Origin of the sequence: Azoarcus indigens, assembly GCF_004361735.1 — a bacterium.
Classification (GTDB): Bacteria; Pseudomonadota; Gammaproteobacteria; order Burkholderiales; family Rhodocyclaceae; genus Azoarcus; species Azoarcus indigens.
Genome location: NZ_SNVV01000025.1, coordinates 1 through 23,104, shown reverse-complemented (window position 1 = coordinate 23,104; position 23,104 = coordinate 1). Strand labels below are relative to the sequence as shown.

23 protein-coding genes are annotated in these 23,104 nt (G+C 68.0%); 19 read left to right on the top strand and 4 right to left on the bottom strand.

What is annotated here, in order from left to right:
• The first annotated feature begins 86 nt into the window (after positions 1 to 86).
• The 5 genes from C7389_RS20990 to C7389_RS20970 all read left to right on the top strand — a co-directional run bounded on the left by C7389_RS20990 (position 87) and on the right by C7389_RS20970 (position 3,653).
• Positions 87 to 503 (top strand): COG4315 family predicted lipoprotein, encoded by a 417-nt coding sequence (locus tag C7389_RS20990; RefSeq protein WP_133594621.1) that lies wholly within the window; start codon positions 87 to 89, stop codon positions 501 to 503.
• A 27-nt stretch (positions 504 to 530) separates the two neighbouring features.
• Positions 531 to 1,034, top strand: coding sequence for an RNA polymerase sigma factor (locus C7389_RS20985; protein ID WP_133594620.1), 504 nt, complete (start codon positions 531 to 533; stop codon positions 1,032 to 1,034).
• Positions 1,031 to 1,828, top strand: coding sequence for an anti-sigma factor family protein (locus C7389_RS20980; protein WP_133594619.1), 798 nt, complete (start codon positions 1,031 to 1,033; stop codon positions 1,826 to 1,828). Before C7389_RS20985 ends, C7389_RS20980 begins: the two co-directional genes overlap by 4 nt.
• Before the next feature lie 145 nt (positions 1,829 to 1,973).
• Positions 1,974 to 2,912 (top strand): protein-methionine-sulfoxide reductase catalytic subunit MsrP, encoded by a 939-nt coding sequence (msrP, locus tag C7389_RS20975; protein ID WP_133594618.1) that lies wholly within the window; start codon positions 1,974 to 1,976, stop codon positions 2,910 to 2,912.
• 33 nt (positions 2,913 to 2,945) lie between these two features.
• Positions 2,946 to 3,653 (top strand): protein-methionine-sulfoxide reductase heme-binding subunit MsrQ, encoded by a 708-nt coding sequence (locus tag C7389_RS20970; protein ID WP_133594617.1) that lies wholly within the window; start codon positions 2,946 to 2,948, stop codon positions 3,651 to 3,653.
• 82 nt (positions 3,654 to 3,735) lie between these two features.
• On the opposite strand, the gene mog is transcribed toward C7389_RS20970, so the two are convergent.
• Together mog and yjgA are read right to left on the bottom strand one after the other, a co-directional pair.
• A complete protein-coding gene (mog, locus tag C7389_RS20965; RefSeq protein ID WP_133594616.1) occupies positions 3,736 to 4,323 on the bottom strand; it encodes a molybdopterin adenylyltransferase in 588 nt (195 codons plus the stop codon).
• The gene (yjgA, locus tag C7389_RS20960; RefSeq protein WP_133594615.1) at positions 4,320 to 4,907 is read right to left on the bottom strand and encodes a ribosome biogenesis factor YjgA; all 588 of its coding nucleotides are present in this window, start codon (positions 4,905 to 4,907) and stop codon (positions 4,320 to 4,322) included. The genes mog and yjgA overlap by 4 nt, the downstream gene beginning before the upstream one ends.
• A gap of 77 nt (positions 4,908 to 4,984) precedes the next feature.
• Here yjgA and pmbA point away from each other — a divergent pair, with 77 nt between their 5' ends.
• The 11 genes from pmbA (at position 4,985) to mnhG (ending at position 17,489) form a co-directional block, all read left to right on the top strand.
• On the top strand, positions 4,985 to 6,325 hold the full coding sequence (gene pmbA, locus C7389_RS20955; protein ID WP_133594614.1) for a metalloprotease PmbA: 1,341 nt from the start codon (positions 4,985 to 4,987) through the stop codon (positions 6,323 to 6,325).
• A gap of 306 nt (positions 6,326 to 6,631) precedes the next feature.
• Entirely contained in the window at positions 6,632 to 7,756 is a 1,125-nt protein-coding gene (locus tag C7389_RS20950) for a TRAP transporter substrate-binding protein (protein WP_133594613.1), read from the top strand.
• A 180-nt stretch (positions 7,757 to 7,936) separates the two neighbouring features.
• Positions 7,937 to 9,019, top strand: a complete 1,083-nt coding sequence (locus C7389_RS20945; protein ID WP_133594612.1) for a TRAP transporter substrate-binding protein — start codon at positions 7,937 to 7,939, stop codon at positions 9,017 to 9,019.
• 135 nt (positions 9,020 to 9,154) lie between these two features.
• On the top strand, positions 9,155 to 9,751 hold the full coding sequence (locus tag C7389_RS20940; protein WP_133594611.1) for a TRAP transporter small permease subunit: 597 nt from the start codon (positions 9,155 to 9,157) through the stop codon (positions 9,749 to 9,751).
• Complete coding sequence (locus tag C7389_RS20935) at positions 9,748 to 11,442, top strand: TRAP transporter large permease (protein ID WP_133594610.1); 1,695 nt, start codon at positions 9,748 to 9,750, stop codon at positions 11,440 to 11,442. Before C7389_RS20940 ends, C7389_RS20935 begins: the two co-directional genes overlap by 4 nt.
• A 97-nt stretch (positions 11,443 to 11,539) precedes the next feature.
• Positions 11,540 to 14,407 (top strand): monovalent cation/H+ antiporter subunit A, encoded by a 2,868-nt coding sequence (locus tag C7389_RS20930; protein WP_133594609.1) that lies wholly within the window; start codon positions 11,540 to 11,542, stop codon positions 14,405 to 14,407.
• A gap of 3 nt (positions 14,408 to 14,410) precedes the next feature.
• Positions 14,411 to 14,758, top strand: coding sequence for a Na+/H+ antiporter subunit C (locus tag C7389_RS20925; RefSeq protein WP_133594608.1), 348 nt, complete (start codon positions 14,411 to 14,413; stop codon positions 14,756 to 14,758).
• A gap of 52 nt (positions 14,759 to 14,810) precedes the next feature.
• Entirely contained in the window at positions 14,811 to 16,421 is a 1,611-nt protein-coding gene (locus C7389_RS20920; RefSeq protein WP_133594607.1) for a monovalent cation/H+ antiporter subunit D, read from the top strand.
• Complete coding sequence (locus C7389_RS20915; RefSeq protein WP_133594606.1) at positions 16,418 to 16,906, top strand: Na+/H+ antiporter subunit E; 489 nt, start codon at positions 16,418 to 16,420, stop codon at positions 16,904 to 16,906. Before C7389_RS20920 ends, C7389_RS20915 begins: the two co-directional genes overlap by 4 nt.
• A complete protein-coding gene (locus tag C7389_RS20910; RefSeq protein ID WP_133594605.1) occupies positions 16,903 to 17,184 on the top strand; it encodes a K+/H+ antiporter subunit F in 282 nt (93 codons plus the stop codon). Before C7389_RS20915 ends, C7389_RS20910 begins: the two co-directional genes overlap by 4 nt.
• Entirely contained in the window at positions 17,181 to 17,489 is a 309-nt protein-coding gene (mnhG, locus tag C7389_RS20905) for a monovalent cation/H(+) antiporter subunit G (RefSeq protein ID WP_133594604.1), read from the top strand. The genes C7389_RS20910 and mnhG overlap by 4 nt, the downstream gene beginning before the upstream one ends.
• 45 nt (positions 17,490 to 17,534) lie before the next feature.
• Here the strand turns inward: mnhG and C7389_RS20900 are convergent, their stop codons facing one another.
• Positions 17,535 to 19,199 (bottom strand): TRAP transporter large permease, encoded by a 1,665-nt coding sequence (locus C7389_RS20900; RefSeq protein WP_133594603.1) that lies wholly within the window; start codon positions 19,197 to 19,199, stop codon positions 17,535 to 17,537.
• Positions 19,196 to 19,783 carry a TRAP transporter small permease subunit gene (locus tag C7389_RS20895; protein ID WP_133594602.1) on the bottom strand — a complete coding sequence of 196 codons (588 nt, stop codon included), beginning with the start codon at positions 19,781 to 19,783 and terminating at the stop codon, positions 19,196 to 19,198. Before C7389_RS20895 ends, C7389_RS20900 begins: the two co-directional genes overlap by 4 nt.
• 137 nt (positions 19,784 to 19,920) lie before the next feature.
• Between C7389_RS20895 and C7389_RS20890 the strand changes: the two genes are divergently transcribed.
• From C7389_RS20890 to kdpE, 3 genes are all read left to right on the top strand, one after another.
• Positions 19,921 to 20,589 carry a histidine phosphatase family protein gene (locus C7389_RS20890; RefSeq protein ID WP_133594601.1) on the top strand — a complete coding sequence of 223 codons (669 nt, stop codon included), beginning with the start codon at positions 19,921 to 19,923 and terminating at the stop codon, positions 20,587 to 20,589.
• A gap of 151 nt (positions 20,590 to 20,740) precedes the next feature.
• Complete coding sequence (locus C7389_RS20885; RefSeq protein ID WP_133594600.1) at positions 20,741 to 22,168, top strand: ATP-binding protein; 1,428 nt, start codon at positions 20,741 to 20,743, stop codon at positions 22,166 to 22,168.
• 26 nt (positions 22,169 to 22,194) lie between these two features.
• The gene (gene kdpE / locus C7389_RS20880; protein WP_133594599.1) at positions 22,195 to 22,875 is read left to right on the top strand and encodes a two-component system response regulator KdpE; all 681 of its coding nucleotides are present in this window, start codon (positions 22,195 to 22,197) and stop codon (positions 22,873 to 22,875) included.
• Positions 22,876 to 23,104 lie beyond the last annotated feature (229 nt).

Genomic DNA, 23,104 nt, shown 5'->3' with positions numbered 1-23,104 from the left:
GGGAGACGGAAAAAAACGGCAGGAGCGGGAATAATCGCGGCTCGCCGGCTGTTTACGCATTACCCCTGACCAAGAGGAGTAACGCCATGAGCCCGACCCGTTCCCTGCTTCTCACCACCAGCCTCGCCCTGCTCGCCGGCTGCAGCAGCATGCACGAGCAGCATCACGGCAGCGGCATGCACGACGCCATGCATGCCGCCCCCGCCAGCGCCCGCGACGGCGTCCTGGTCACCGCCGACGGCATGAGCCTCTACACCTTCGACCGCGACCCCGCCGACGCCAGCAAGAGCGCCTGCAACGGCCAGTGCGCGATGAACTGGCCGCCGCTGATGGCGCCCGCCTCCGCCATGGCGCGGGATGACTGGAAGCCGGTGACGCGCGACGACGGCAGCCGCCAGTGGGCCTACAAGGGCAAGCCGCTCTACCGCTGGGTGAAGGACCAGAAACCCGGCGACCGTACCGGCGACGGCGCGATGGGCGTATGGCGTCTGGCGCGGCCCTGAGCGCGGACTGAGCCACCCCAGCCGCCCATGCCCTCCACCGACGCCCTGCTCGCCGAGATTCCGCGGCTGCGCCGCTACGCCCGCGCACTGACCGGCGACGCCACCCGCGCCGACGACCTGGTGCAGGACACGCTGGAGCGGGCGCTGAACAAGTGGCGGCTGTGGCGCCCCGGCAATCTGCGCAACTGGCTGCTCACCACCATGCACCACGTCTTCATCAACCAGCTGGCCGCCGAGAACCGGCTGCAATACCGCGACGCGGCCGAGTTGCCGGAGACGCCGGTCGCCCCAGCGCAGAGCGACGGCCTGGAACTGCGCGACCTCGGCCGCGCCCTCCAGGCGCTACCAGCCGACCAGCGCGAAATCCTGCTGCTGGTCGGCCTGGAAGACCTGAGCTACGAGGAAACCGCCCGCATCGTCGGCATCCCGCCCGGCACCGTGATGTCGCGCCTTTCCCGCGCCCGTGGCCGCCTGCGCGGCCTGCTGGCGGAAGGCGAAACCCTGCCCGCCCACCTGAAGATCGTGAAATGAAGCCCGCCCCGATCAGCGAAGACGACCTCCACGCCTGGGCCGACGGCCGCCTGGAAGCTGCGCGCCGCGCCGAGGTGGAAGCCTGGCTCGCCGAACATCCGCAGGAAGCGGCCGCGCTCGCTGCCTGGCGCCAGCAGAACGCACGGCTGCATGCCGCCTTCGACCCGGTGCTGGCGGAAGCCGTGCCGGCAAGGCTGCGCGCCGCCGCCACCCCTGGACGCTGGCGCCCGCTGCGGGCGGCCGCCGCGCTCGGCTGGCTGGCCCTGGGCGCGGTGCTGGGCGCAACGTGGAACGCTCCCGGCTGGAATGCCCCCGGCGGCGCCCGCCATGCGGACAGCCACGCCCAGCCGGCGGATGCGCTGATCGAACTGCCGCGCCGCGCCGCCGTCGCCCATGCGGTCTATACCCCGGAACAACGCCACCCGGTGGAGGTGGGCGCGGACAACGAACAGCATCTGGTCGCCTGGCTGTCCAAGCGCCTGGGCACGCCCCTGCGGGTGCCAGACCTCGGCCCCCTGGGCTACCACCTGATGGGCGGCCGCCTGCTCGCCGCCGAAGCCGGCCCCGGCGCCCAGTTCATGTACGACAACGCCACCGGCCAACGGCTGACGCTGTACGTCAGCGCGGCCGGCTCCGGCAACGGCGCAGCTGCCAGCTTCCGGTTCGCCGAGGAAGAAGGCATCAGCGTGTTCTATTGGGCGGAGAACGGCTTCGCCTACGCCCTCTCCGCCCGCCAGCCCCGCGCCGCCCTGCTGCCGGTGGCAGATGCGGTGTATCGGCAACTGGCGCCCTGAACATGCCCTCACCGCATCCCCGCCTTGCCACCCGGCGCCACTGGCCTCGGGCACCCGCCGCCGTGCCGGCGCTGAACCCGCCGTCGCTGATATCGTCTCAAACACAGCGGCCACCAAGACCGCACCACATCCCAACGGCCCCGACATGCTGATCAAACGCCCTGCCGACATCTCGCCCTCCGAGATCACCCCCCGTTCCCTGTTCGAGCAGCGCCGCCATTTCCTCGTCGGCGCCGGCGGCGCGCTGGCCGGTGCCGCCCTGTGGGCCGCGCTGCCGCGCAGCGGCCAGGCCGCCAGCCGGCTGCCAGCCTATGCGCCCTCGCCCTTCAGCACCAGCGAGGAAAAGACGCCGCTGAAGGCGGTCACCACCTACAACAACTTCTATGAGTTCGGCACCGACAAGAGCGACCCGGCGGAGAACGCCGGCAAGATGTCGGTGCAGCCCTGGACCGTGCGCGTCGAGGGCCTGGCCGGCAAGCCGCGCACCTTCGGCATCGAGGAGCTGCTGCAGCTGGCGCCGCTGGAGGAGCGCATCTACCGCCTGCGTTGCGTGGAAGGCTGGTCGATGGTGATCCCCTGGGTGGGGCTGCCGCTGGCGGCGCTGCTGAAGCAGGTAGAGCCGCTGGGCAGCGCCAAGTACGTGGAGTTCGTCACCCACTACGATCCGGCCATCATGCTGCGCCGGCCGGTGCTCAGCTGGCCCTATGTGGAAGGCCTGCGCCTGGACGAGGCGCAGCACCCGCTGACGCTGCTGGCCCTGGGCCTGTACGGCGACGTGCTGCCCAACCAGAATGGCGCGCCGGTGCGGCTGGTGGTGCCGTGGAAGTACGGCTTCAAGAGCGCCAAGTCCATCGTCGCCATCCGCCTGGTGGAAAAACAGCCGCGCACCTCATGGAACCGCGCGGCGGCGGATGAATACGGCTTCTACTCCAATGTGAATCCGGAGGTGGCCCACCCGCGCTGGAGCCAGGCCACCGAGCGCCGCATCGGCGAGCTGCGCAAGCGGCCGACGCTGATGTTCAACGGCTATGGCGAACAGGTCGCCGGCCTGTACCAGGGCATGGATCTGAAGGCGAATTACTGAGCGCGGGCGCCCGTACCCGCCACCGAGGAAGCAATGGCATCGATCGAAAGGGAGAAGCCCCTGAAACCCAGCCTGCGCACACCGCCGGCTGCCGCCATTACGGCAATCAAGCTGCTCGTCTTCCTGCTCTGTCTGCTGCCGGCCCTGCAGCTGCTGCTGGGCTGGCAGGCTGACACGCTGGGTGCCAACCCGGTGGAAACCATCACCCACGCCAGCGGCACCTGGACGCTGCGCCTGCTGCTGATCACCCTGGCGGTAACGCCGCTGCGCCGCCTCACCGGCCTGCACTGGCTGCTGCGGCTGCGCCGCATGCTGGGGCTGTTCGCCTTCGCCTGGGGGCTGGCCCACTTCGCCACCTATCTGTGGCTGGACCAGTTCTTCGACTGGGCGGCCATCGCCGCCGACATCCTGAAGCGCCCCTTCATCACCGTCGGCTTCGCCGCGCTGGTGCTGATGCTGCCGCTGGCGCTCACCTCCAACCGCCTGGCGGTGCGCCGCCTCGGCGGCCGGCGCTGGCAGGCGCTGCACCGCTCCACTTACGCCATCGCCATCCTGGGCGTGGTGCATTTCTGGTGGCTGGTGAAGGCGGACGTGCTGGAACCGGCGATCTACGCCCTCGTCCTTGCCGCGCTGCTGGGCATGCGCGCCTGGTGGCGGGAGCTGGAGCGCCGCCGGCAGCTGGCCGCGGCGGTGCCGCAGGCGCGGGGCAACGGGCGGGTGGTGCGGATCGTGCCGAAGTGAGGCGGGCGGCGGGCTGAGGCCGTGGAGCACGTTCCATCGCTCTTCCGGACGGGATATCCGAAAGCAATGCTTCGCCCGCCGCTCACTTCGCCCTGATCGCGCTCTTCGGCCGGAAGGCCTTGATCACCGTCTCGTCGGTCTCGATGTAGGGACCGCCGATGAGGTCGATGCAGTAGGGAATGGCGGCGAAGATGCCGACGTGGCGCACGCTGCCATCCGCATCCCGCACACCTTCCAGCGTCTCGCGGATGGACTTGGGCTGGCCGGGCAGGTTCACGATGAGGCTGTTGCCGCGGATCACCGCCACCTGGCGCGACAGGATGGCGGTGGGCACGAAGTTGAGGCTGATGCGGCGCATCTCCTCGCCGAAGCCGGGCATCTCCTTGTCGCCCACCGCCAGCGTGGCTTCCGGGGTGACGTCGCGCGGCGACGGGCCAGTACCACCGGTGGTGAGGATGAGCGCGCAGCCGGCGCGGTCGGCCAGCTCGACCAGCGTGCTCTCGATCAAGGGGCGCTCGTCCGGAATCAGCCGCGATTCCACGCTCCAGGGCGAGCTCAGCGCCTTGCCCAGCCAATCCTTCAGCGCCGGAATGCCCTGGTCCTCGTAGGTGCCTTCGGAGGCGCGGTCGCTGATGGAAACCACGCCTATGGTGATGTGTTCGCCGCTCATGCCTGCTCCGGGTCGTGGTCGTCGTCCGCGGTTTCGTCCGCCTCGCCGGCGGCGCCCTCCTCCAGGTCGCGCAGCACGCGGAAGATCTCGCGGAAAGCCTTGGGCGGCTTGTTCTGCTCGCGCTCCTTCAGCGCATTGCGGCGCAGGGTGCGCAGGTATTGCAGGTCGGCGCCGGGGAAGGCTTCGGCGATGGCGGCGATCACCTTTTCGTCTTCGATGAAGTCGCTGCGCAGCCGCTCCAGCCGGTGCTGCTTGGCGACCTCGGCGGCGGAGACGCCGTTGAAGGCGTCCAGCTGGGCCTGGATGGGCGCCGGGTCGATGGCGCGCATCAGCTTGCCGATGTACTGCAGCTGGCGGCGGCGCGCCTCGTGCTTGGTGAAGCGCTGGGCATCGCGCACCGCGTCGTAGAGTTCTTCCGGCATCGGTACCTTGCGCAGCCGCTCCGGCGACAGCTCGACCAGTTGGCGGCCGATGTCCTGCAGGGCATGCATCTCGCGCTTGCGGCTGCTCTTGCTCGGCGGTTCCGGGTAAGCGTCGTCTTCGTCGAGTTGCGGGTTGCGGTCGGCGTCGGAGTGGGGATGCATCGTGGAAAGGCGCCGGCGAAGCGGCGGCAGGCGTGATCGGGGTAAGATTATAGCCTTTGCCAACCGGTCTCCCGCCCATGTCCGACAAAGGCTTTTCCTTCTCCCAGGCGCAGTTGCGCGAAATTGCCGCCGACATCGTCAAGTACGCGAAGAAGCGCGGCGCCACCGCCAGCGAGGCCGACGTGTCGGAAGGCTTCGGCCAGTCGGTGGCGGTGCGCAAGGGCGAGGTGGACACCATCGAGTACAACCGCGACAAGGGCATAGGCGTCACGGTGTACGTCGGCCAGCAGCGCGGCTACGCCAGCACCTCCGACTTCTCCAAGGCGGCATGGAAATCCACGGTGGATGCCGCCCTCTCCATCGCCCGCTTCACCGCGCCCGACCCCTGCGCCGGCCTCGCCGACGCCGAACTGATGGCGACCGAGTTCCCCGACCTCGACCTCTTCCACCCCTGGGACATCAGCGTGGACGAGGCCATCGCCCTCGCCCGCCGCAGCGAGGAGGCCGCCTTCGCCGTCAGCCCGAAGATCAGCAACTCCGAAGGCGCCAACGTCTCGGTGCAGCAGTCGCACTTCATCTCCGCCAACAGCCACGGCTTCGTCGGCGGCTATGCCACCACCCGCCACGGCCTGTCCTGCTCGGTGATCGCCGGCGAGGGCGACGCCATGCAGCGGGAATATTGGTACGACTCCCGCCGCGAGGCCGCCGACCTGCAGAGCGCCGAAGACGTCGGCCGCCTGGCCGGCGAGCGCGCGCTGGCGCGGCTGGGCGCGAAGAAGATACGCACCTGCGAAGTGCCGGTGATCTTCGAGGCGCAGCTGGCGGTCGGTCTGCTCGGCAACTTCGTGCAGGCGGTGAGCGGCGGCGCGCTGTATCGCAAATCCACCTTCCTGCTCGACAGCCTGGGCCAGCAGGTCTTCTCGCCGGTGGTGAGCATCGCCGAGCGCCCGCACCTGAAGAAGGCCTTCGGCTCCAGCGCCTTCGACGGCGAAGGCGTGGCCACCCGCGACCGCGACGTGGTGGTGGACGGCGTGCTGCAGGGCTACTTCCTCTCCAGCTACTCCGCCCGCAAGCTGGGCATGCAGACCACCGGCAACGCCGGTGGCTCGCACAACCTGCGGGTGTCCGCCGGCAGCGACGACCTCGCCGGCCTGCTGCGCAAGATGGACAAGGGCCTGCTGGTCACCGAGTTGCTGGGCCACGGCGTGAATTACGTGAACGGCGACTACTCCCGCGGCGCCGCCGGCTTCTGGGTGGAGAAGGGCAAGATCAAGCACGCAGTGGAAGAGATCACCATCGCCGGCAATCTGCGCGACATGTTCCGCGGCATCGTCGCCATCGGCAACGACGCCCTGCCCCGCGGCGCCAAGCACTGCGGCTCGGTGCTGATCGACCGCATGAAGATCGCCGGCCGCTGAATCGCTCCTCCCTCTCCCGCTTTCTCCCTTCTCCCAACGCCTGACGGGGGAAGGGCTGCCAGGACCGGCAGCGAACCTGCTCCGCAGCCCTTCGCTGCCCGCCCCACCCGCGCGCTTGCGCTGGCCTTTCGCCCAGCCCGAGCCCTCCCCTTCCCTCCGCTCCAAGGCGCCCGGGAGCGCCTCGCCGCTTCCTTTTCCGTTCTCTCCTAAGGGCTCTCCCGGATAGGGTTTTCCCAGCAGGCGCGCGGGATTGCGGCGCCTATAATCGGCCGCGCATCCCATAACCAAATCCAGCTGGAGGAGATCGTGGAACGCCGTTCATTCCTGACGAAAGCCGGTGCCGGATTGGCCGCGGGCGCTGCGGTCGGCCTCGCAGCCTGCGCCAAGAAAGAGGAAGCAGCCGCGCCAGCGGCACCCGCCGTGCAAGCCGGCCTGCCGGAGATCAAGTGGCGCCTCACCTCCAGCTTTCCCAAAAGCCTGGACACCATCTATGGCGGCGCCGACGTGCTGGCCAACCGCCTGCGGGCGATGACGGACGGCAAGTTCGACATCCGTGTCTTTCCCGCCGGGGAGATCGTGCCCGGGCTACAGGCGCTGGACGCGGTGCAGCAGGGCACGGTGGAGTTGTGCCACACCTGCTCCTATTACTACGTGGGCAAGGACAAGACCTTCGGCTTCGGCACCAGCGTGCCCTTCGGCCTCAATGCCCGGCAGATGAACGCGTGGATGATGTTCGGCGGTGGCCAGCAACTGCTGGACGAGTTCTTCAGCAACTACAACGTGCTGTCCTTCCTTGGCGGCAACACCGGGGTGCAGATGGGTGGCTGGTATCGTCGGCCGATCAAGACCGTGGGCGATGTGAACGGCTTGAAGATCCGCATCGCCGGGCTGGGCGGCGAGGTGTTCGCCCGCCTGGGCGCGATTCCACAGCAGATCGCCGGCGGCGACATCTATCCCTCCCTGGAGAAAGGCACCATAGACGCCGCCGAATGGGTCGGTCCCTATGACGACGAGAAGTTAGGTTTCTACAAGGTGGCGCCGCACTACTACTACCCCGGCTGGTGGGAGCCCGGTCCGGCCATCACCTTTTTCGTGAACAAGGGTGAATGGGCCAAGCTGCCCAGGCTCTACCAGGAAGCCTTTCGCGCCGCCGCCCACGAGGCCAACGTCACCATGATGGCCTCCTACGACGACAAGAATCCGCAGGCATTAGCACGGTTGCTGGGCAATGGGGTGAAGCTACAGGTTTACCCGGACGAGATCATGAGGGCCGCCTACAAGGCCGCCTTCGAGCTCTACAACGAGGAGGCCGGCCGCAATCCGGCGTGGGCAAAGATCTTCATCGAATGGGACAAGTACCGGAAGTCGCAGAACGCTTGGTTCAGCGTGGCGGAGGCGAGCACCGACCGCTTCCTGCAGTCGACACGCTGAGCTCTCCGCTTTGCTCCCGGAAAGCCGTCGCAGGGAAAAACCTACACAAAACTTACATCAACCTTACTGTTTTTATTAGGGTTTTCCAGGGTATCGAGCCCAAACGAGGCTCCTATAATCGGTCACGGCTCAAGAATTCGAAACCATATATTTCGAGCCACACCACCGAAGGAGACCCCTGTGGAACGACGCAGATTCATCAAGCACGCCGGCCTTGCCGGTGTACTCGCGGCGGGCGCCGCACCCGCCATCGTCCATGCCCAGCAGCAGATCCGCTGGCGCCTCGCCTCCAGTTTCCCAAAGACGCTGGACACCATCTACGGCGGCTCCGAAGTCTTTGCCAAGAACGTCGCCGAGGCAACCGACGGCAAGTTCGTGATTTCCACCCACCCGGCCGGCGAACTGGTACCCGCCTTCGGCGTGGTGGACGCGGTGCAGCAGGGCACGGTGGACCTGTGCCACACCTGCGGCTACTACTTCTTTGGCAAGGACGAAACCTTCGCCATCGACACCGCCATCCCCTTCGGCATGAACTCCCGCCAGATGACGGCCTGGATGTACGACGGCAACGGCATGAAGCTGCTGCGCGAGTTCTTCGCCCAGTACAACATTGTCAACTTCCCGATGGGCAACACCGGGGTGCAGATGGGCGGCTGGTACCGCAAGGAGATCAAGGCCGTCGGCGACGTGAACGGCCTGAAGATGCGCATCGGCGGCTTCGGCGGCCGGGTGCTGGCCAAGCTGGGTGCGGTGGCGCAGAACATCCCCGCCGGCGAGATCTACACCGCGCTGGAGAAGGGCACCATCGACGCCGCCGAGTGGATCGGCCCCTACGACGATCTGCGCCTGGGCCTGCACAAGGTGGCGCCGCACTACTACTACCCCGGCTGGTGGGAAGGTGCGACCCAGTTCGGCCTGTACATCAACGACAAGCAGTGGAACTCGCTTTCCAAGGAGTACCAGGCCATCGTCCGCCAGGCCGCCTCCGACGCCCACGTCATGGTCCAGGCGCGCTACGACGCCCGCAACTCCGGTGCGCTGAAACAGCTGATCGCCCAGGGCGCCAAGCTGCACCGCTTCCCGCGCGAGGTGATGGACGCCGCCTTCAAGGCGCGCAACGAGGTCTATGCCGAACTGATGAACAAGAACGCGGCATGGAAGAAGATTTATCCCGACTATCAGCGCTTCCTCTCCGAGTCCTACCAATGGCAGCCGGTCGCCGAAGGCAGCTACGACCAGTACATGGCGACGCAGAAGCTCTAAGCAAGCACTCCAAGGCGCGGCCCGATGCCGGCCGCGCCAAGCCATCGGCATATGCAGCAACCCTGCAACGCCGACTCATCCCCGGCCCGCCGGCGAACCGTCGGAGACGGGCCGCATACAGGCTCCCCCGACACCATGCACACCCTGCTCGCCCTTGCCCGACAGATCGACCGGATCAGCCGGCTGATCGGGAAATCCCTCATCTGGCTGATCCTGTTCGCAACCCTCATCAGCGCGCTCAACGCCATCGCGCGCAAAGCCTTCAACGTCGGCTCCAACGCTTTCCTTGAAATCCAGTGGTATCTCTTCGCCGCCGTCTTCCTGCTCGGCGCCGGCCACACTTTCCTCGAAAACGCCCACGTCCGCATCGACGTGCTGTCGCACTTCTGGTCCAAGAAAATACGCATGTGGGTGGATATCGGCGGCATCGTGCTTTTCGTCATGCCGATGTGCTATTTCATGGCCACCTTTGCCTGGCCCATCGTAGCCGGCGCCTATGCCTCCGGCGAGATGTCATCCAACGCAGGCGGGCTCATCCGCTGGCCGGCCTACATGCTGGTTCCGCTGGGCTTCGGCCTGCTGGCGCTGCAGGCGCTGTCCGAGCTGATCAAGCGCTTCGCCTTCCTCACCGGCCACGGGCCGGACCCGCTGGCTGGAGGCGACCAGGATGACGGCGGCGGCCATGCGCTCCCCAAGACCGTGCCCACCGCCGGTGAAGGAGCGCAGCCGTGATCGAGTTCTTCAGCGCCAACCTGGCCCCGATCATGTTCGGGACCGCTCTGCTCTTCCTGCTCTCCGGCTTCCCCGTCGCTTTCTCGCTGGCCGCCTGCGGGCTGGTGTTCGGCTTCGTCGGCATCGAACTCGGCCTGCTGCCCTCCTCGCTGTTCCAGGCCCTGCCGCTGCGGGTGTTCGGCATCATGCAGAACGAAACCCTGTTGGCCATTCCCTTCTTCACGCTGATGGGGCTGATCCTGGAGCGCAGCGGCATGGCGGAGGATCTGCTCGACACAGTGGGGCAGGTCTTCGGTCCGGTGCGCGGCGGCCTCGCCTTCGCAGTGCTGTTCGTCGGCACGCTGCTGGCGGCCACCACCGGCGTCGTGGCGGCGGCAGTGATCTCGATGGGGCTGATCTCGCTGCCGATCATGATGCGCTACGGCTACAGCAGTGCCTTTGCCAGCGGCGCCATCGCAGCGGCGGGCTCGCTTGCCCAGGCGGTGCCACCCTCGCTGGTGCTCATCGTGGTTGCCGACCAGCTCGGCCGGAGCGTGGGCGACATGTATCGCGGCGCCTTCCTGCCGGCCTTCATCCTGATCGGCCTGTACGCCCTCTACATCGCCGCGCTGGCGCTGTTCCGTCCAGCCATGGTGCCCGCGCTGCCGCCGGAAGCCCGCACCTTTCGCGAGCCTGACGGCAGTTCGGGCATGCGCTCGCTGCTGGCGTTCACCCTGCTGGTCACCGCCGTTTCGGTAGCCTTCGGCATTTATTATCCAGAGATGGCCAGCTGGATGCGCGGCCACGAGGTGGCCCCGCCGCGGGACGAAACCATCGTCGTGGCGCTGACGCTGGGTACCATCCTGGCGATGATCCTGGCCGGGGTGAACCGCCTGCTCGGTCTGGGCCTGCTCTCCCGCATGACAGAGCAGCTGACCTTCGTCCTGGTGCCGCCGCTGACGCTGATCTTTCTGGTCCTGGGTACCATCTTCCTCGGTATCGCGACGCCCACCGAGGGCGGTGCCATGGGCGCGGTCGGCGCCCTGCTGATGGCGGCACTGCGCCGCCGGCTGGACTGGAAGACGCTGCGCCAGGCGCTGGAGTCAACCACCCGTCTGTCATGCTTCGTGCTGTTTATCCTGGTGGGCTCCACCATCTTCAGCTTCACCTTCACCGCGGTGGAGGGCAATCATTGGGTGGAGCACCTGTTCGACAAGCTACCCGGCGGCGAGATGGGCTTCCTGCTCTTCGTCATGGCGGTGGTGTTCATCCTCGGCTGCTTCCTCGATTTCTTCGAGATCGCCTTCATCCTGATCCCGCTGCTGGCCCCGGTGGCAGACAAGATGGGCATAGACCTGGTCTGGTTCGGCATCCTGATCGCGATGAACCTGCAGACCTCCTTCCTCACCCCGCCCTTCGGTTTCGCACTGTTCTACCTGCGCAGCGTGGCACCCACCAACAGCTTCGTCGACCGGGTGACCGGCAAGCGGATAGATGGGATCAAGACGATGCAGATCTACCGTGGCGTAATCCCCTTCATCATCCTGCAGGTCATCGTCGTCGGCCTGCTGCTGGCTTACCCCGGCATGGTCACCAACAGCTTCGACAGCGGCGGCGATGTAGACGTAAAGGACATCCGCATCGAAGCACCGACTGGCGGTGGCGGCTGGGGTGACAATGAAGGCGGCGCCTGGGGCACCCCAAACCGATAGGGGGCGATGACACCTCCGCGGGCTGAAACCGCCCGCGGGGGAACCCTTTGCGGCAAAGCGACTCCGTGAGAGCGACGCAGGTTACCATCGGGCCATCATGTCGCTTCTTGCCATCATCCTGCTGCCCTTCCTCGGCAGCCTCTGTGCCGCCTTCATGCCTGCCAACGCCCGCAACGTGGAAGCCTGGCTGGCAGGCACGGCCGCGCTGGCGACCACCGTCCTGGTCGCCAGCCTGTACGGAGACATCCAGGCCGAAGGCGTGCTGCGCGCCTCGGTGCCCTGGGCCCCCTCGCTGGGACTGGAATTCTCGCTGCGCATGGACGGTTTCGCCTGGGTGTTCGCCCTGCTGGTGGCCGCCATGGGCACGCTGGTGGTGCTGTACGCGCGCTACTACATGTCGCCGGAAGACCCGGTGCCGCGCTTCTTCTCCTTCTTCCTCGCCTTCATGGGCGCCATGCTGGGCGTGGTGCTGTCGGGCAACCTGATCCAGCTGGCGATGTTCTGGGAGCTCACCAGCCTCGCCTCCTTCATGCTGATCGCCTACTGGAACCACCGGGTGGATGCCCGCCGCGGCGCCCGCATGGCGCTCACGGTGACCGCCACCGGCGGCCTGGCACTGCTGGCCGGCATGCTGATCCTCGGCCACATCGCCGGCAGCTACGACCTGGACGTGGTACTGCAGGCCGGCGACACGATACGCGCCCACGCCTGGTATCCGGCGGCGCTGGCGCTGGTGGTGCTGGGCGCGCTGACCAAGAGTGCCCAGTTCCCCTTCCACTTCTGGCTGCCGCATGCGATGGCGGCGCCCACGCCGGTTTCCGCCTACCTGCACTCGGCCACCATGGTGAAGGCCGGCGTGTTCCTGCTCGCCCGCCTGTGGCCGGTGCTGGCCGGTACCGAGGCCTGGTTCTGGATCGTCGGCAGCGCCGGCCTGCTGTCGCTGGTGGTGGGCGCCTACCTGGCGCTGTTCCAGCGCGACATGAAGGGCGTGCTCGCCTACTCCACCATCAGCCACCTCGGCCTCATCACCCTGCTGCTGGGCATGAACAGCCCGCTGGCGCTGGTGGCGGCGGTGTTCCACATCATCAACCACGCCACCTTCAAGGCCTCGCTGTTCATGGCCGCCGGCATCGTCGACCACGAGACCGGCACCCGCGACATGACCCGCCTCTCCGGCCTCTACCGGGCGATGCCGATCACCGCCACGCTGGCGCTGGTGGCGGCCGCCTCCATGGCCGGCGTGCCGCTGCTGAATGGCTTCCTCTCCAAGGAGATGTTCTTCGCCGAGACGGTGTTCATCGACCGCCCGGACTTCCAGCGCCTCGGCCTGCCGATGGCCGCCACCCTGGCCGGCATGTTCAGCGTGGCCTACTCGCTGCGCTTCATCCACTGCGTGTTCTTCGGCCGCCCGGCGCGCGACCTGCCGCGCGCGCCGCACGAACCGCCGGGCTGGATGCTGGCGCCCAGCGCGCTGCTGGTGTTCGCCTGCCTGCTGGTGGGCATGTTCCCCGCCCACACCATAGGCCCCTTCCTCGCCGTCGCCACGCAGTCCATCCTCGGCGCCAGCACGCCGGAATACAGCCTGGCGATCTGGCACGGCTTCAACCTGCCGCTGATGATGAGCCTGGCCGCGCTGGCCGGCGGCATCGTGCTCTACCAGTTGCTGCTGCGCCGGCGCGCCGACACCGTGCCGCTATTGGAGCGGCTGGACGGCAAACGCGCTTTCGACTTCGTGCAGACGGCCTTGAGCACCGGTTCCGAACGCCTGCTGCGCATCCTGGTCTCCCGCCGGCTGCAGGTGCAGTTGCTGCTGATCGTGGTATTCGCCCTGGCCGCCGTGCTGTTGCCGCTGACCGCCGATCGCGCCGGCTGGACCCTCGCCTCCCCCGGCCTGCCCGACCCCGCCTTCGCCCTGCTGTGGCTGGTGGGCGGCGCCTGCGCGCTGGGCACCGCCTACAAGGCCAAGCGCCACCGCCTGGCGGCGCTGGTACTGTCTGGCGGCACCGGCCTGGCCACCTGCCTCACCTTCGCCTGGTTCTCCGCGCCCGACCTGGCGCTGACCCAGCTGACGGTGGAAGTCGTCACCGTGGTGCTGCTGCTGCTCGGCCTGCGCTGGCTGCCGCGGCGCAATGACGCCAGTGCGCCGGACATTCCCACCTCCACCCGGCTGCGCCGCTGGCGCGACCGCAGCATCGCGCTGCTGGCCGGCGGCGGCCTCGGCAGCCTGGCCTACATCGTGCTCACCCGGCCGGCCGGCGAGGGCATCTCGCCCTTCTTCCTGGAGCAGGCGCTGCCGCTGGGCGGTGGGCTCAACGTGGTGAACGTGATCCTGGTGGACTTCCGTGGCTTCGACACCCTGGGCGAGATCACCGTGCTCGGCATCGTCGCCCTCACCGTGTACGCGCTGCTGCGCCGCTTCCGCCCGGCGCCGGAGAGCATGGAGCTGACCCAGCAGCAGCAGGAACACAGCGCGCCGCCCCCGGACACCGACGCGGTGCTGCCGCCGGGGCCGATGGCGGTGCCGGCGGTGCTGGTACGGCTGCTGATGCCGCTGGCGCTGCTGGTATCGCTGTACTTCCTGCTGCGCGGCCACAACGCCCCCGGCGGCGGCTTCGTCGGCGGGCTGGTGTTGGCGACCACGGTGATCCTGCAGTACATCGTCGGCGGCACGGTGTGGGTGGAATCCCGTAGCCGGCTGCATCCGCCGCACTGGATCGCGCTCGGCCTGCTGGCCGCGGCTGCCGCCGGCTGCGGTGCCTGGCTGGCCTCACTGCCCTTCCTCACCAGCCTGGCATGGCACGGCAGCCTGCCGCTGGTGGGCGAGCTACACATTTCCACCGTGCTGCTGTTCGACATCGGCGTGTACATGCTGGTCGTCGGCGCCACCGTGCTGATGCTGGTGGCACTGGCCCACCAGTCGCTACGCGCCCATCATCGCAAGCCGGCGCGCGCCGGCGAGGAGTGATCAATGGAACTCGTCTATGCAATGGCGATAGGCGTCGTGACCGGCTCCGGCGTGTGGCTGCTGCTGCGGCCCCGCACCTTCCAGGTCATCATGGGGCTGGCCCTGCTGTCCTACGCGGTCAACCTTTTCATCTTCGCAATGGGCCGGCTGAACATGAACCAGGCGCCGGTGCTGGACCCGACCCGCGCGGTCGACGTCGCTCAATATGCCGACCCGGTGCCGCAGGCGCTGGTGCTCACCGCCATCGTCATCGGCTTCGCCACCACCGCGCTGTTCCTGGTGGTGCTGCTGGCCTCGCGCGGCTTCGCCGGCACCGACCATGTGGATGGCAGCGAGGGCGAACACCGATGAGGCTGTGCCTGCCCTTCCCCGTCCCCGTTCTCCGCGCTGATGGAGCCGGCCTATGAGTGGCTGGACCGCCCATCTGCCCGTTCTGCCGGTGGTGCTGCCGCTGATCGCCGGCGCCGCCATCGTGCTGATCGACGACGGCAAGCGGCCGCTGCGCGCGCTGCTGGCGGTGCTCGCCACACTGACGCAACTGGGCGTGGCGCTGTGGCTGGCCGGCATCGCCGGCGGGCTGCTGCACTCGCCCTGGGGCGGCGAGATTGCCGTCTATGCCGCCGGCAACTGGGCCGCGCCCTTCGGCATCGTGCTGGTGGTGGATCGCCTCTCCGCCCTGCTGCTGGTGCTTACCGCCGCGCTGGGGCTGATGACGCTGCTGTATTCACTGGCGCGCTGGGACCGCGCCGGAGTGAATTTCCTGCCGCTGTTCCAGTTCCTGCTGATGGGCTTGAACGGCGCCTTCCTCACCGGCGATCTGTTCAATCTCTTCGTCTTCTTCGAGGTGCTGCTGGCCGCCTCCTACGGCCTGCTGCTGCACGGCTCCGGCGCGGCGCGGGTGCGGGCGGGGCTGCACTACATCGCGGTTAACCTGGTCGCCTCGCTGCTCTTCCTGCTCGGCGCCGCGCTGATCTACGGCGTCGCCGGTACGCTGAACCTGGCCGACATCGCCCGCAAGCTGCCGGCCCTCACCGGCGCCGACCGCAGCCTGTTCGACATCGGCGCGGTACTGCTGGGCATCGTCTTCCTGGTGAAAGCCGCCGCCTGGCCGCTGAACTTCTGGCTGACGCCGGCGTATTCCTCGGCCGCCGCGCCGGTGGCCGGGGTGTTCGCGCTGATGACCAAGGTGGGGGTGTATGCGCTGCTGCGCCTGGGCACGCTGTTCGAACCCGGCGGCCGGCCACCGCTGTTCGGCGGCGATTGGCTGTTCTACAGCGGCCTCGCCACCATCGCCACCGGCGCCGCCGGCATGCTGGCGGCGCAACAGCTGGGGCGGCTGGCGGGCCACGCGGTCATCGTCTCCTCCGGCACCCTGCTCGCCGCCATTGGGCTGCTCGGCAACCAGTACACGCCCTCGCTGCTGCTCTATCTGTGCAGTTCGGTGCTGGCCACCGGCGCCTTCTTCATGCTGATCGAGATGGTGGAACGCAACCGCAGCTATGGCGCCGATCTGCTGGCGGTGAGCTTCGAAGCCTTCGGCCTGGCCGACCCGGACGATCCGACCGGCCCGGACGATGTGGTCGGCATCGCCATTCCGGCGGCGATGGCCTTCCTGGGGCTGAGCTTCGTCATGTGCGCACTGCTGATCACCGGGCTGCCGCCGCTGTCCGGCTTCGTCGCCAAGTTCGGCCTGATCGCCGCCGCGCTGGAAGGCGCTGCTGGCCTCACGCCGGTGGGCTCCTGGGCACTGATCGCGGCCCTGCTGCTGTCCGGCCTGGCCGGGCTGATCGCGCTGACGCGCAATGGCATCCGGGTATTCTGGAGCAACGCCCGCAGTACGCCACGGCTGCAGGTGGCCGAGGCCGGTCCGGTGGCGGCACTGCTGCTGCTGTGCGTAGCACTGGCGGCCCTTGCCGGACCCGCGATGGATTACCTGCAGGGTACGGCCGCCACGCTGCATGCGCCCGAACGCTACATCGACGCGGTGCTGCAGGCCGAAGGAGCGGGCCAATGAGACGATTGACCGGCCGCATCCTGCTGCCGCTGGCCCTGCTGGTCGCCTGGGTGCTGCTGAACGACACCCTGAGCTTCGGCCAGGTGTTGCTGGGCGCCCTGTTCGCCATGCTGATCTCGCTGGCGATACGCCGGCTGCGCCCGCTGGCGGCACAGCCCCGCCGGCTCCATCTGCTGTTCGGGCTGATATGGCATGTGCTGATGGACGTCATCCGCTCCAACATCGCGGTGGCGGGAGTCATCCTCGGCGCCACTAAACGCCAGCCTAATGTCGGCTTCATACGCATTCCGCTGGACATGCGCGATCCCCACGGCCTGGCAATGCTGGCGGTGATCCTGACGGCGACGCCGGGCACGGTGTGGACGGACCTCTCGCCCGACACCAACGAACTCACCCTGCATGTGCTCGACCTGAAGGACGAAGCGGGCTGGGTACGCCTGATCAAGGATCGCTACGAGCGGCCCCTGATGGAGATCTTCGAATGAATGCAATCCTCGACTGGGCGATCCATTTCGCCACGCTGTGCTTTGCGCTGTCCATGGTGTTCGGCACCGTGCGCCTGATCATCGGCCCCGCCGCACCGGACCGGGTGCTGGCGCTGGACGCGGTGTATATCAACGGCATGCTGGGCGCACTGGTGCTGGGCATACGTTTCGGCACCACGGTGTATTTCGACATTGCGCTGCTGATCGGTCTGTTCGGCTTCGTCGGCGCCACCGCGATGGCGAAGTTCCTGCTGCGCGGCGAGGTGATCGAACCATGAACGGCGCCGAACTCTCGCCCTGGATCGCGCTGCCGGCGGCTGCGCTGTTGGTGCTCGGCGGCCTGCTCGGCCTGCTGGGGGCGCTCGGCCTGCTGCGCCTGAGCGACTTCTATGCCCGCATCCACGCGCCGACGCTGGCCAACACTCTGGGCGCCGGCTGCGTGCTGATCGCCTCCATCCTGGTGTCGTCCGCCATCGCCGAGCGGCCGGTGGTGCATGAGGTGCTGATCACCCTGTGCGTGATCCTCAGCTCCCCGGTCACGGCGATGTTGCTGATGCGGGCCGCGGTCTATCGCGACCGCTGAACGCCCCCAGCGGCCAGGGCCGCTGGCCGGCGCAAGCGGCGCCCTTCAGCGCCCGCCCTGCAACTGCTTCAGCAGATCCGAGGATGGCCCCTCCTGCTCCTGCGCCGGTGCGATCTCGGCCGGCTGCGCTGCACCCTGGCCAGGGGCCTGCAACTCCAGCTGCAGCGGCGGCACCTCTCCAACGGCCCGGCCGTGGTCGTGGGACACCAGGCCGGGGAAGGCGATGATCAAGCCCACCATCACCAGCTGGATGCAGACGAAGGGCACCGTGCCCCAGTAGATCTGCGAGGTCTTCACCGCCGGCGGTGCCACCGAGCGCAGATAGAACAGGGCGAAGCCGAAGGGTGGGTGCATGAAGGAGGTCTGCATGTTCACCGCGATCAGCACGCCGAACCACACCAGGTCTATGCCCAGCTTGTCCGCCACCGGCGCCAGCAGCGGCACGATGATGAAGGCCAGCTCGAAGAAATCTAGGAAGAAGGCGAGCACGAACACCAGGAGGTTCACCACGACGAGGAAGCCCAGCTCGCCCCCCGGCAGCGCGGTCAGCAGGTGCTCCACCCACAGGTCGCCATTCACGCCGCGGAAAGTCAGGCCGAACACGGTGGAGCCGATGAGGATGAAGACGACGAAGCAGGACAGCTTGGCCGTCGTATCCATCGCCTGCCGCAGCAGCGAGAAGGACAAGCGCCCGCGCGCCACCGCCATCACCAGCGCGCCCACGGCGCCCATTGCGCCGCCCTCGGTCGGCGTCGCCACGCCGATGAAGATGGTGCCCAGCACCAGGAAGATCAGCCCCAGCGGCGGAATCAGTACGAAGGTCACCCGCTCTGCCATCTGCGACAGCAGGCCCAGCCCGAACAGCCGGTTGCCTAGGGCAAGCACGAAGGCCGCGCCGATCCCTACCAGCGCGGCGACCACCACCACCTCGTCCCGCGCCCGCGCTTCGCCGTACCAGCGCGCGAACAGCCATGCCACCGCCACCGCAATCAGCGCCAGCACCGCCAGCGAGCGCAGGCCGCTGCCGCCGTCCGCCTCGCGGATGGTGCGGGCATGGGCAGGCATCGCCGGTGCGTGGGCCGGCCGCAGCACAGTGATGATGAAGACATAGAGCATGTACATGCCGGTGAGCACCAGCCCGGGCAGCAGCGCGCCCTGGTACATGTCGCCCACCGAGCGGCCCAACTGGTCCGCCAGCACGATGAGCACCAGCGACGGCGGGATGATCTGCGCCAGCGTGCCGGAGGCGGCGATGACGCCGGACGCCAGCCGGTTGTCGTAGCCGTAGCGCATCATGATGGGCAGCGAGATCAGCCCCATGGAGATCACCGAGGCGGCGACCACCCCGGTGGTGGCCGCCAGCAAGGCGCCGACGAAGATGACTGCATAGGCCAGGCCGCCGCGTATCGGCCCGAACAGCTGGCCTATGGTGTCCAGCAGGTCCTCCGCCATGCCGCTGCGCTCCAGGATCAGCCCCATGAAGGTGAAGAAGGGGATGGCGAGCAGGGTGTCGTTGGCCATGATGCCGAAGATGCGCTCCGGCAGCGCCTGGAACAGCGCCGGGCTGAGCAGGCCGAGTTCGATGCCGATGAGGCCGAACAGGATGCCGTTAGCAGCCAGCGCGAAGGCCACCGGAAAGCCGAACAGCAGGAAGAACACCAGCGCCGCGAACATCAACGGCGCCACGTTGGCGATCAGAAAGGCGCTCATTGCGTCGCCTCCCGCGCCTTGATCGCCGCCGCCAGCTCCTCTTCCGCGCTCGGCCCGCGCCGCCTCTCCAGCGGGTTCGGCCCCTGCCCGGTGAGGAAGGCGATACGCTTGATCAGCTCCGAGAGGGCCTGCAGCACCAGGAAGAACAGGCCCACCGGCAACAGCAGCTTCACCGGCCAGCGCACCAGCCCGCCCGGGTTGGAGGACATCTCGCCCGAGTGGATGGACAGCATCACGATGGGCCAGGACAGCCACAGGATGAGGCAGGCCATCGGCAGCATGAAGAGCAGGATGCCGACGATGTCTACCAGGTTCTGCCCTCGCGGCGACAGCCGGCCGGCAAAGATGTCGATGCGCACATGCTCGTTGCGCAGGAAGGTGTAGCCCGCCGCCAGCATGAAGATGCCGGCGAAGAGATACCACTGGATCTCGAGGAAGGCGTTGGAACTGGTGTGGAAGAGCTTGCGTACCAGGGCGTTGCCGGCGCTGATCAGCACCGCAGCCAGCACCAGCCACATCGCGCCCTGTCCCAGCCACTCGTTGATACGATCGATGGCCCGCGATAGTCTCAGCAAGATCGACACGGGAGGCTCCTTTGGAGGGGACGTCAGTCCGCACCGTGACGGTGTCGCGTCTTGTACCGGCCTGCGCCCTCACCGCCGCGGTGGCGGGATTATTTCAATGGCTCCAAGTGCCGCACAGCTAGGGTATTCACCTACCGATGAACAGTGTTTTTCCTCCCCGCAATCCGCGCCACTGCAGGGTTTGCCTGGTGCGCCACGGCGAAACGCCGTGGAACACCGAGCGCCGTCTGCAAGGCCACATCGACATTCCGCTCAATGACAACGGCCTCGCCCAGGCCGCAGCCGCCGCGCGCAGCCTGGCCGCCCAGCCCTTTGCCGCGATCTACAGCAGCGACCTGGAACGCGCCCGCCGCACCGCCGCCGCGGTGGCGGATGCCCAGGGCGTCGCCATCCAGAACGATCCCCGCCTGCGCGAACGGCATTACGGCGTGTTCCAGGGCCTGACCTACGACGAAGCCGCCGCGCTGCACCCGGAGGCCTATCGCCGCTTCAAGGAGCGCGCCCCGGAATTCGCCTTCCCCGGAGGCGGCGAAAGCCTGCTGGTGTTCTCCCGCCGCATCGGTGAGGCGCTGGACGAAATCGCCCGCCGCCACCCCGGCGAGCAAGTGCTGGTAGTGACCCACGGCGGCGTACTCGACATCGCCCACCGTCTCGCCACCGGCAAACCGCTGCAGGCAGCGCGCGACTTCGCCATCCCCAACGCCGCGCTGAACTGGATAGAGCACGACGGCGACGGCTGGCGCATGCTCGCCTGGGCGGTGCAGGACCACCTGGACGGCGCGCTGGACGAGCTCCCCACATCCTGACCGTGCCCCGCCAGGACCGCGCCGCACCGGCGCCCGCGGGACAAGGAATGAAACCGACAACGTTAAATTGACGGCTTTTTTACGCAGCGCCTCGCGGGCGCTGCGCTATCGTTAGCCGCATGCCCGCCCCGCCAACGATGCCTTTCCAGCAATGAGCCGGTCCGCCCCCACTCCGCGCAGGCGCGCCCGTGCCTGGGGCGTCGCCCTGCTCGCCAGCCTGGCCACCGTACTGGCCGCGATGCCCCTGCGCCACCTGCTGGACCCGGCGAACATCGCCATGCTCTTCCTCGTCGTCGTTTTCTTCGTCGCTCTGCGCCTGGGCCGCGGCCCGGCGGTACTCACCGCCTGCGCCAACGTAGTGCTGCTCGACTACGTCATCGTCCCACCCCACTTCGGCTTCATCCCCACTGACGTGCAGTACGTCGTCACCCTGGTAGTGATGCTCACCGTCGGCCTGGTCACCGCCCAGCTCGCAGATGGCCTGCGCCGCCAGGCCACCCACTCAGGGCTGCAGGAACGCGAAACCCGGTCGCTCTACGAACTCGCCCGCGAACTGGCCGGAAGCTCCAACGTGGAACAGGTGCATGCGGCGCTGGCGGCTTACTCGGCCCGCCACGGCCGCCTGGTGACGCTGCATCTCGGTACGCGGGAGCCGGCGCCGGCAGGTAACCGGGCCTATCCGCTGGAGGCGGGCGATACCGCGCTGGGAACGCTGTACGTGGCGGACAGCGAGGGGGACGAGAACGGCCCCTGGGAGGAAAGCGGGCGCAATGCCGAGAACGTGCGCCTGCAGGCAGTGGCATCGCTGCTCGCCACTGCGCTGGAGCGGGTGCACTACGTGCAGCTGGCACAGAACAGCCAGGTGGAGATCGCCGCCGAACGCCTTCGCAACTCGGTGCTCGCCGCCGTTTCCCACGACCTGCGCACGCCGATGACGGTATTGATCGGCCTGGCCGACAGCCTGCACCTCTCCCGCGAACCGCTGCCCCCCGCGGCGGCGGAAACCTCGCTGGCGCTGCTGCGCCAGGCGCGCGCCATCGGCGGCCTGCTGGACAATGTGCTCGACATGGCGCGGCTGCATTCCGGCAAGACCCGCCTGCGGCGCGAATGGCAGTTGTTCGACGACCTCATCGCCGCCAGCCTGCGCCTGCTCAAGCCGCAGTTGGCCGAGCATCCGGCGAAGGTCCGCCTGCAGCCCGATCTGCCGCTGGTGGAGCTGGACGCGGTGCTGATGGAACGGGTGGTGTGCAACCTGATCGACAACGCCGCCAAGTATTCACCCGCCGGCGCCCCCATCGAGATCGGCACCTATGTGGATGAGGCCGGCGGCCGCGCCTGCATCGAGGTCTGCGACCACGGGCCCGGCTTCCCCCCGGGCAAGCTGGCGCGGATGTTCGAACTGTTCGAGCGCGGCAGCCCGGAGTCGTCGGTGCCCGGCATGGGCCTGGGGCTGGCGATCTGCCAGCGCATCGTTGCCGCCCACGGCGGCGAGATCGAGGTCCGCAACCGCCCCGGAGGCGGCGCCTGCGTCAAGCTCTGGCTGCCGCTGGGCAACCCGCCGGCCATAGGCGAAGAGTGATAGGCGCCGGAGTAGAATCGAACGCCATGGACGTGACCGTGCTCGTCGTCGAGGATGAACCGCAGATCCGCCGCCTGGTGCGCAACGCACTGGAGGGCGAGGGCTACCGGGTGTTTACCGCGGCCACCGGCGAGCGCAGCCTGATCGAAGCCGGCACCCGCAAGGCCGACCTCATCGTGCTCGACCTCGGCCTGCCGGACATGGACGGCATGGAGGTGCTGCACCACCTGCGCAACTGGAGCCATGTGCCGGTGCTCATCCTGTCCGCCCGCGGCGAGGAAGACGACAAGGTGCGCGCACTGGACGAAGGTGCCGACGACTACCTCGCCAAACCCTTCGGCGTTGCCGAACTGCTGGCGCGGGTGCGGGCGCTGGTGCGCCGCCATGTGCGCCACGAGGACAACTCCGGCCGCCTCGCCTTTGGCAACGTGGAAGTCGACTTCGTGCGCCGCACCGTCACCCGTGGCGGAGAAGCCCTGCACCTCACCAAGATCGAGTACCGCCTGCTCACGGTACTGGCCGGCAACGCCGGCAAGGTGCTCACCCATCGCCACCTGATGCGCGAGGTGTGGGGCCCCGCCTATGCGGACAGCAACCACTACCTGCGCATTTACGTCGGCCGCCTGCGCCAGAAGCTGGAGGCAGACCCCGCCCAGCCGGTGCACTTCCTCACCGAAACCGGCGTCGGCTACCGCTTCCAGCCCTGAGGCCGCACTAGCCCCTTGCGCCTGGTAGCGGTAAACCAGCGCCGGGGAAAGCCGGGGCACCTCTCCACCGCCCGCACAGCCTCCGGGATGCACTGAAAGCTCCGGAATCCTCCCCCTGTCGAGGGCGAAAGAAAGGTTCATCGCGCCTTTCCGGGGAAGGCGGCCTTGATCTTCAGGAAGAAATAGGCTGAGTCGCGGAATCCGTAGGCCATGCGCTTGATGACCTTGA

Bases quoted from the DNA above. Each gene is read 5' to 3' on its own strand.
- C7389_RS20990 (WP_133594621.1), top strand. From the start codon at position 87: ATGAGCCCGACCCGTTCCCTGCTTCTCACCACCAGCCTCGCCCTGCTC.
- C7389_RS20985 (WP_133594620.1), top strand. From the start codon at position 531: ATGCCCTCCACCGACGCCCTGCTCGCCGAGATTCCGCGGCTGCGCCGC.
- C7389_RS20980 (WP_133594619.1), top strand. From the start codon at position 1,031: ATGAAGCCCGCCCCGATCAGCGAAGACGACCTCCACGCCTGGGCCGAC.
- msrP (WP_133594618.1), top strand. From the start codon at position 1,974: ATGCTGATCAAACGCCCTGCCGACATCTCGCCCTCCGAGATCACCCCC.
- C7389_RS20970 (WP_133594617.1), top strand. From the start codon at position 2,946: ATGGCATCGATCGAAAGGGAGAAGCCCCTGAAACCCAGCCTGCGCACA.
- mog (WP_133594616.1), bottom strand. From the start codon at position 4,323: ATGAGCGGCGAACACATCACCATAGGCGTGGTTTCCATCAGCGACCGC.
- yjgA (WP_133594615.1), bottom strand. From the start codon at position 4,907: ATGCATCCCCACTCCGACGCCGACCGCAACCCGCAACTCGACGAAGAC.
- pmbA (WP_133594614.1), top strand. From the start codon at position 4,985: ATGTCCGACAAAGGCTTTTCCTTCTCCCAGGCGCAGTTGCGCGAAATT.
- C7389_RS20940 (WP_133594611.1), top strand. From the start codon at position 9,155: ATGCACACCCTGCTCGCCCTTGCCCGACAGATCGACCGGATCAGCCGG.
- C7389_RS20930 (WP_133594609.1), top strand. From the start codon at position 11,540: ATGTCGCTTCTTGCCATCATCCTGCTGCCCTTCCTCGGCAGCCTCTGT.
- C7389_RS20925 (WP_133594608.1), top strand. From the start codon at position 14,411: ATGGAACTCGTCTATGCAATGGCGATAGGCGTCGTGACCGGCTCCGGC.
- C7389_RS20920 (WP_133594607.1), top strand. From the start codon at position 14,811: ATGAGTGGCTGGACCGCCCATCTGCCCGTTCTGCCGGTGGTGCTGCCG.
- C7389_RS20915 (WP_133594606.1), top strand. From the start codon at position 16,418: ATGAGACGATTGACCGGCCGCATCCTGCTGCCGCTGGCCCTGCTGGTC.
- C7389_RS20910 (WP_133594605.1), top strand. From the start codon at position 16,903: ATGAATGCAATCCTCGACTGGGCGATCCATTTCGCCACGCTGTGCTTT.
- mnhG (WP_133594604.1), top strand. From the start codon at position 17,181: ATGAACGGCGCCGAACTCTCGCCCTGGATCGCGCTGCCGGCGGCTGCG.
- C7389_RS20900 (WP_133594603.1), bottom strand. From the start codon at position 19,199: ATGAGCGCCTTTCTGATCGCCAACGTGGCGCCGTTGATGTTCGCGGCG.
- C7389_RS20890 (WP_133594601.1), top strand. From the start codon at position 19,921: ATGAACAGTGTTTTTCCTCCCCGCAATCCGCGCCACTGCAGGGTTTGC.
- C7389_RS20885 (WP_133594600.1), top strand. From the start codon at position 20,741: ATGAGCCGGTCCGCCCCCACTCCGCGCAGGCGCGCCCGTGCCTGGGGC.
- kdpE (WP_133594599.1), top strand. From the start codon at position 22,195: ATGGACGTGACCGTGCTCGTCGTCGAGGATGAACCGCAGATCCGCCGC.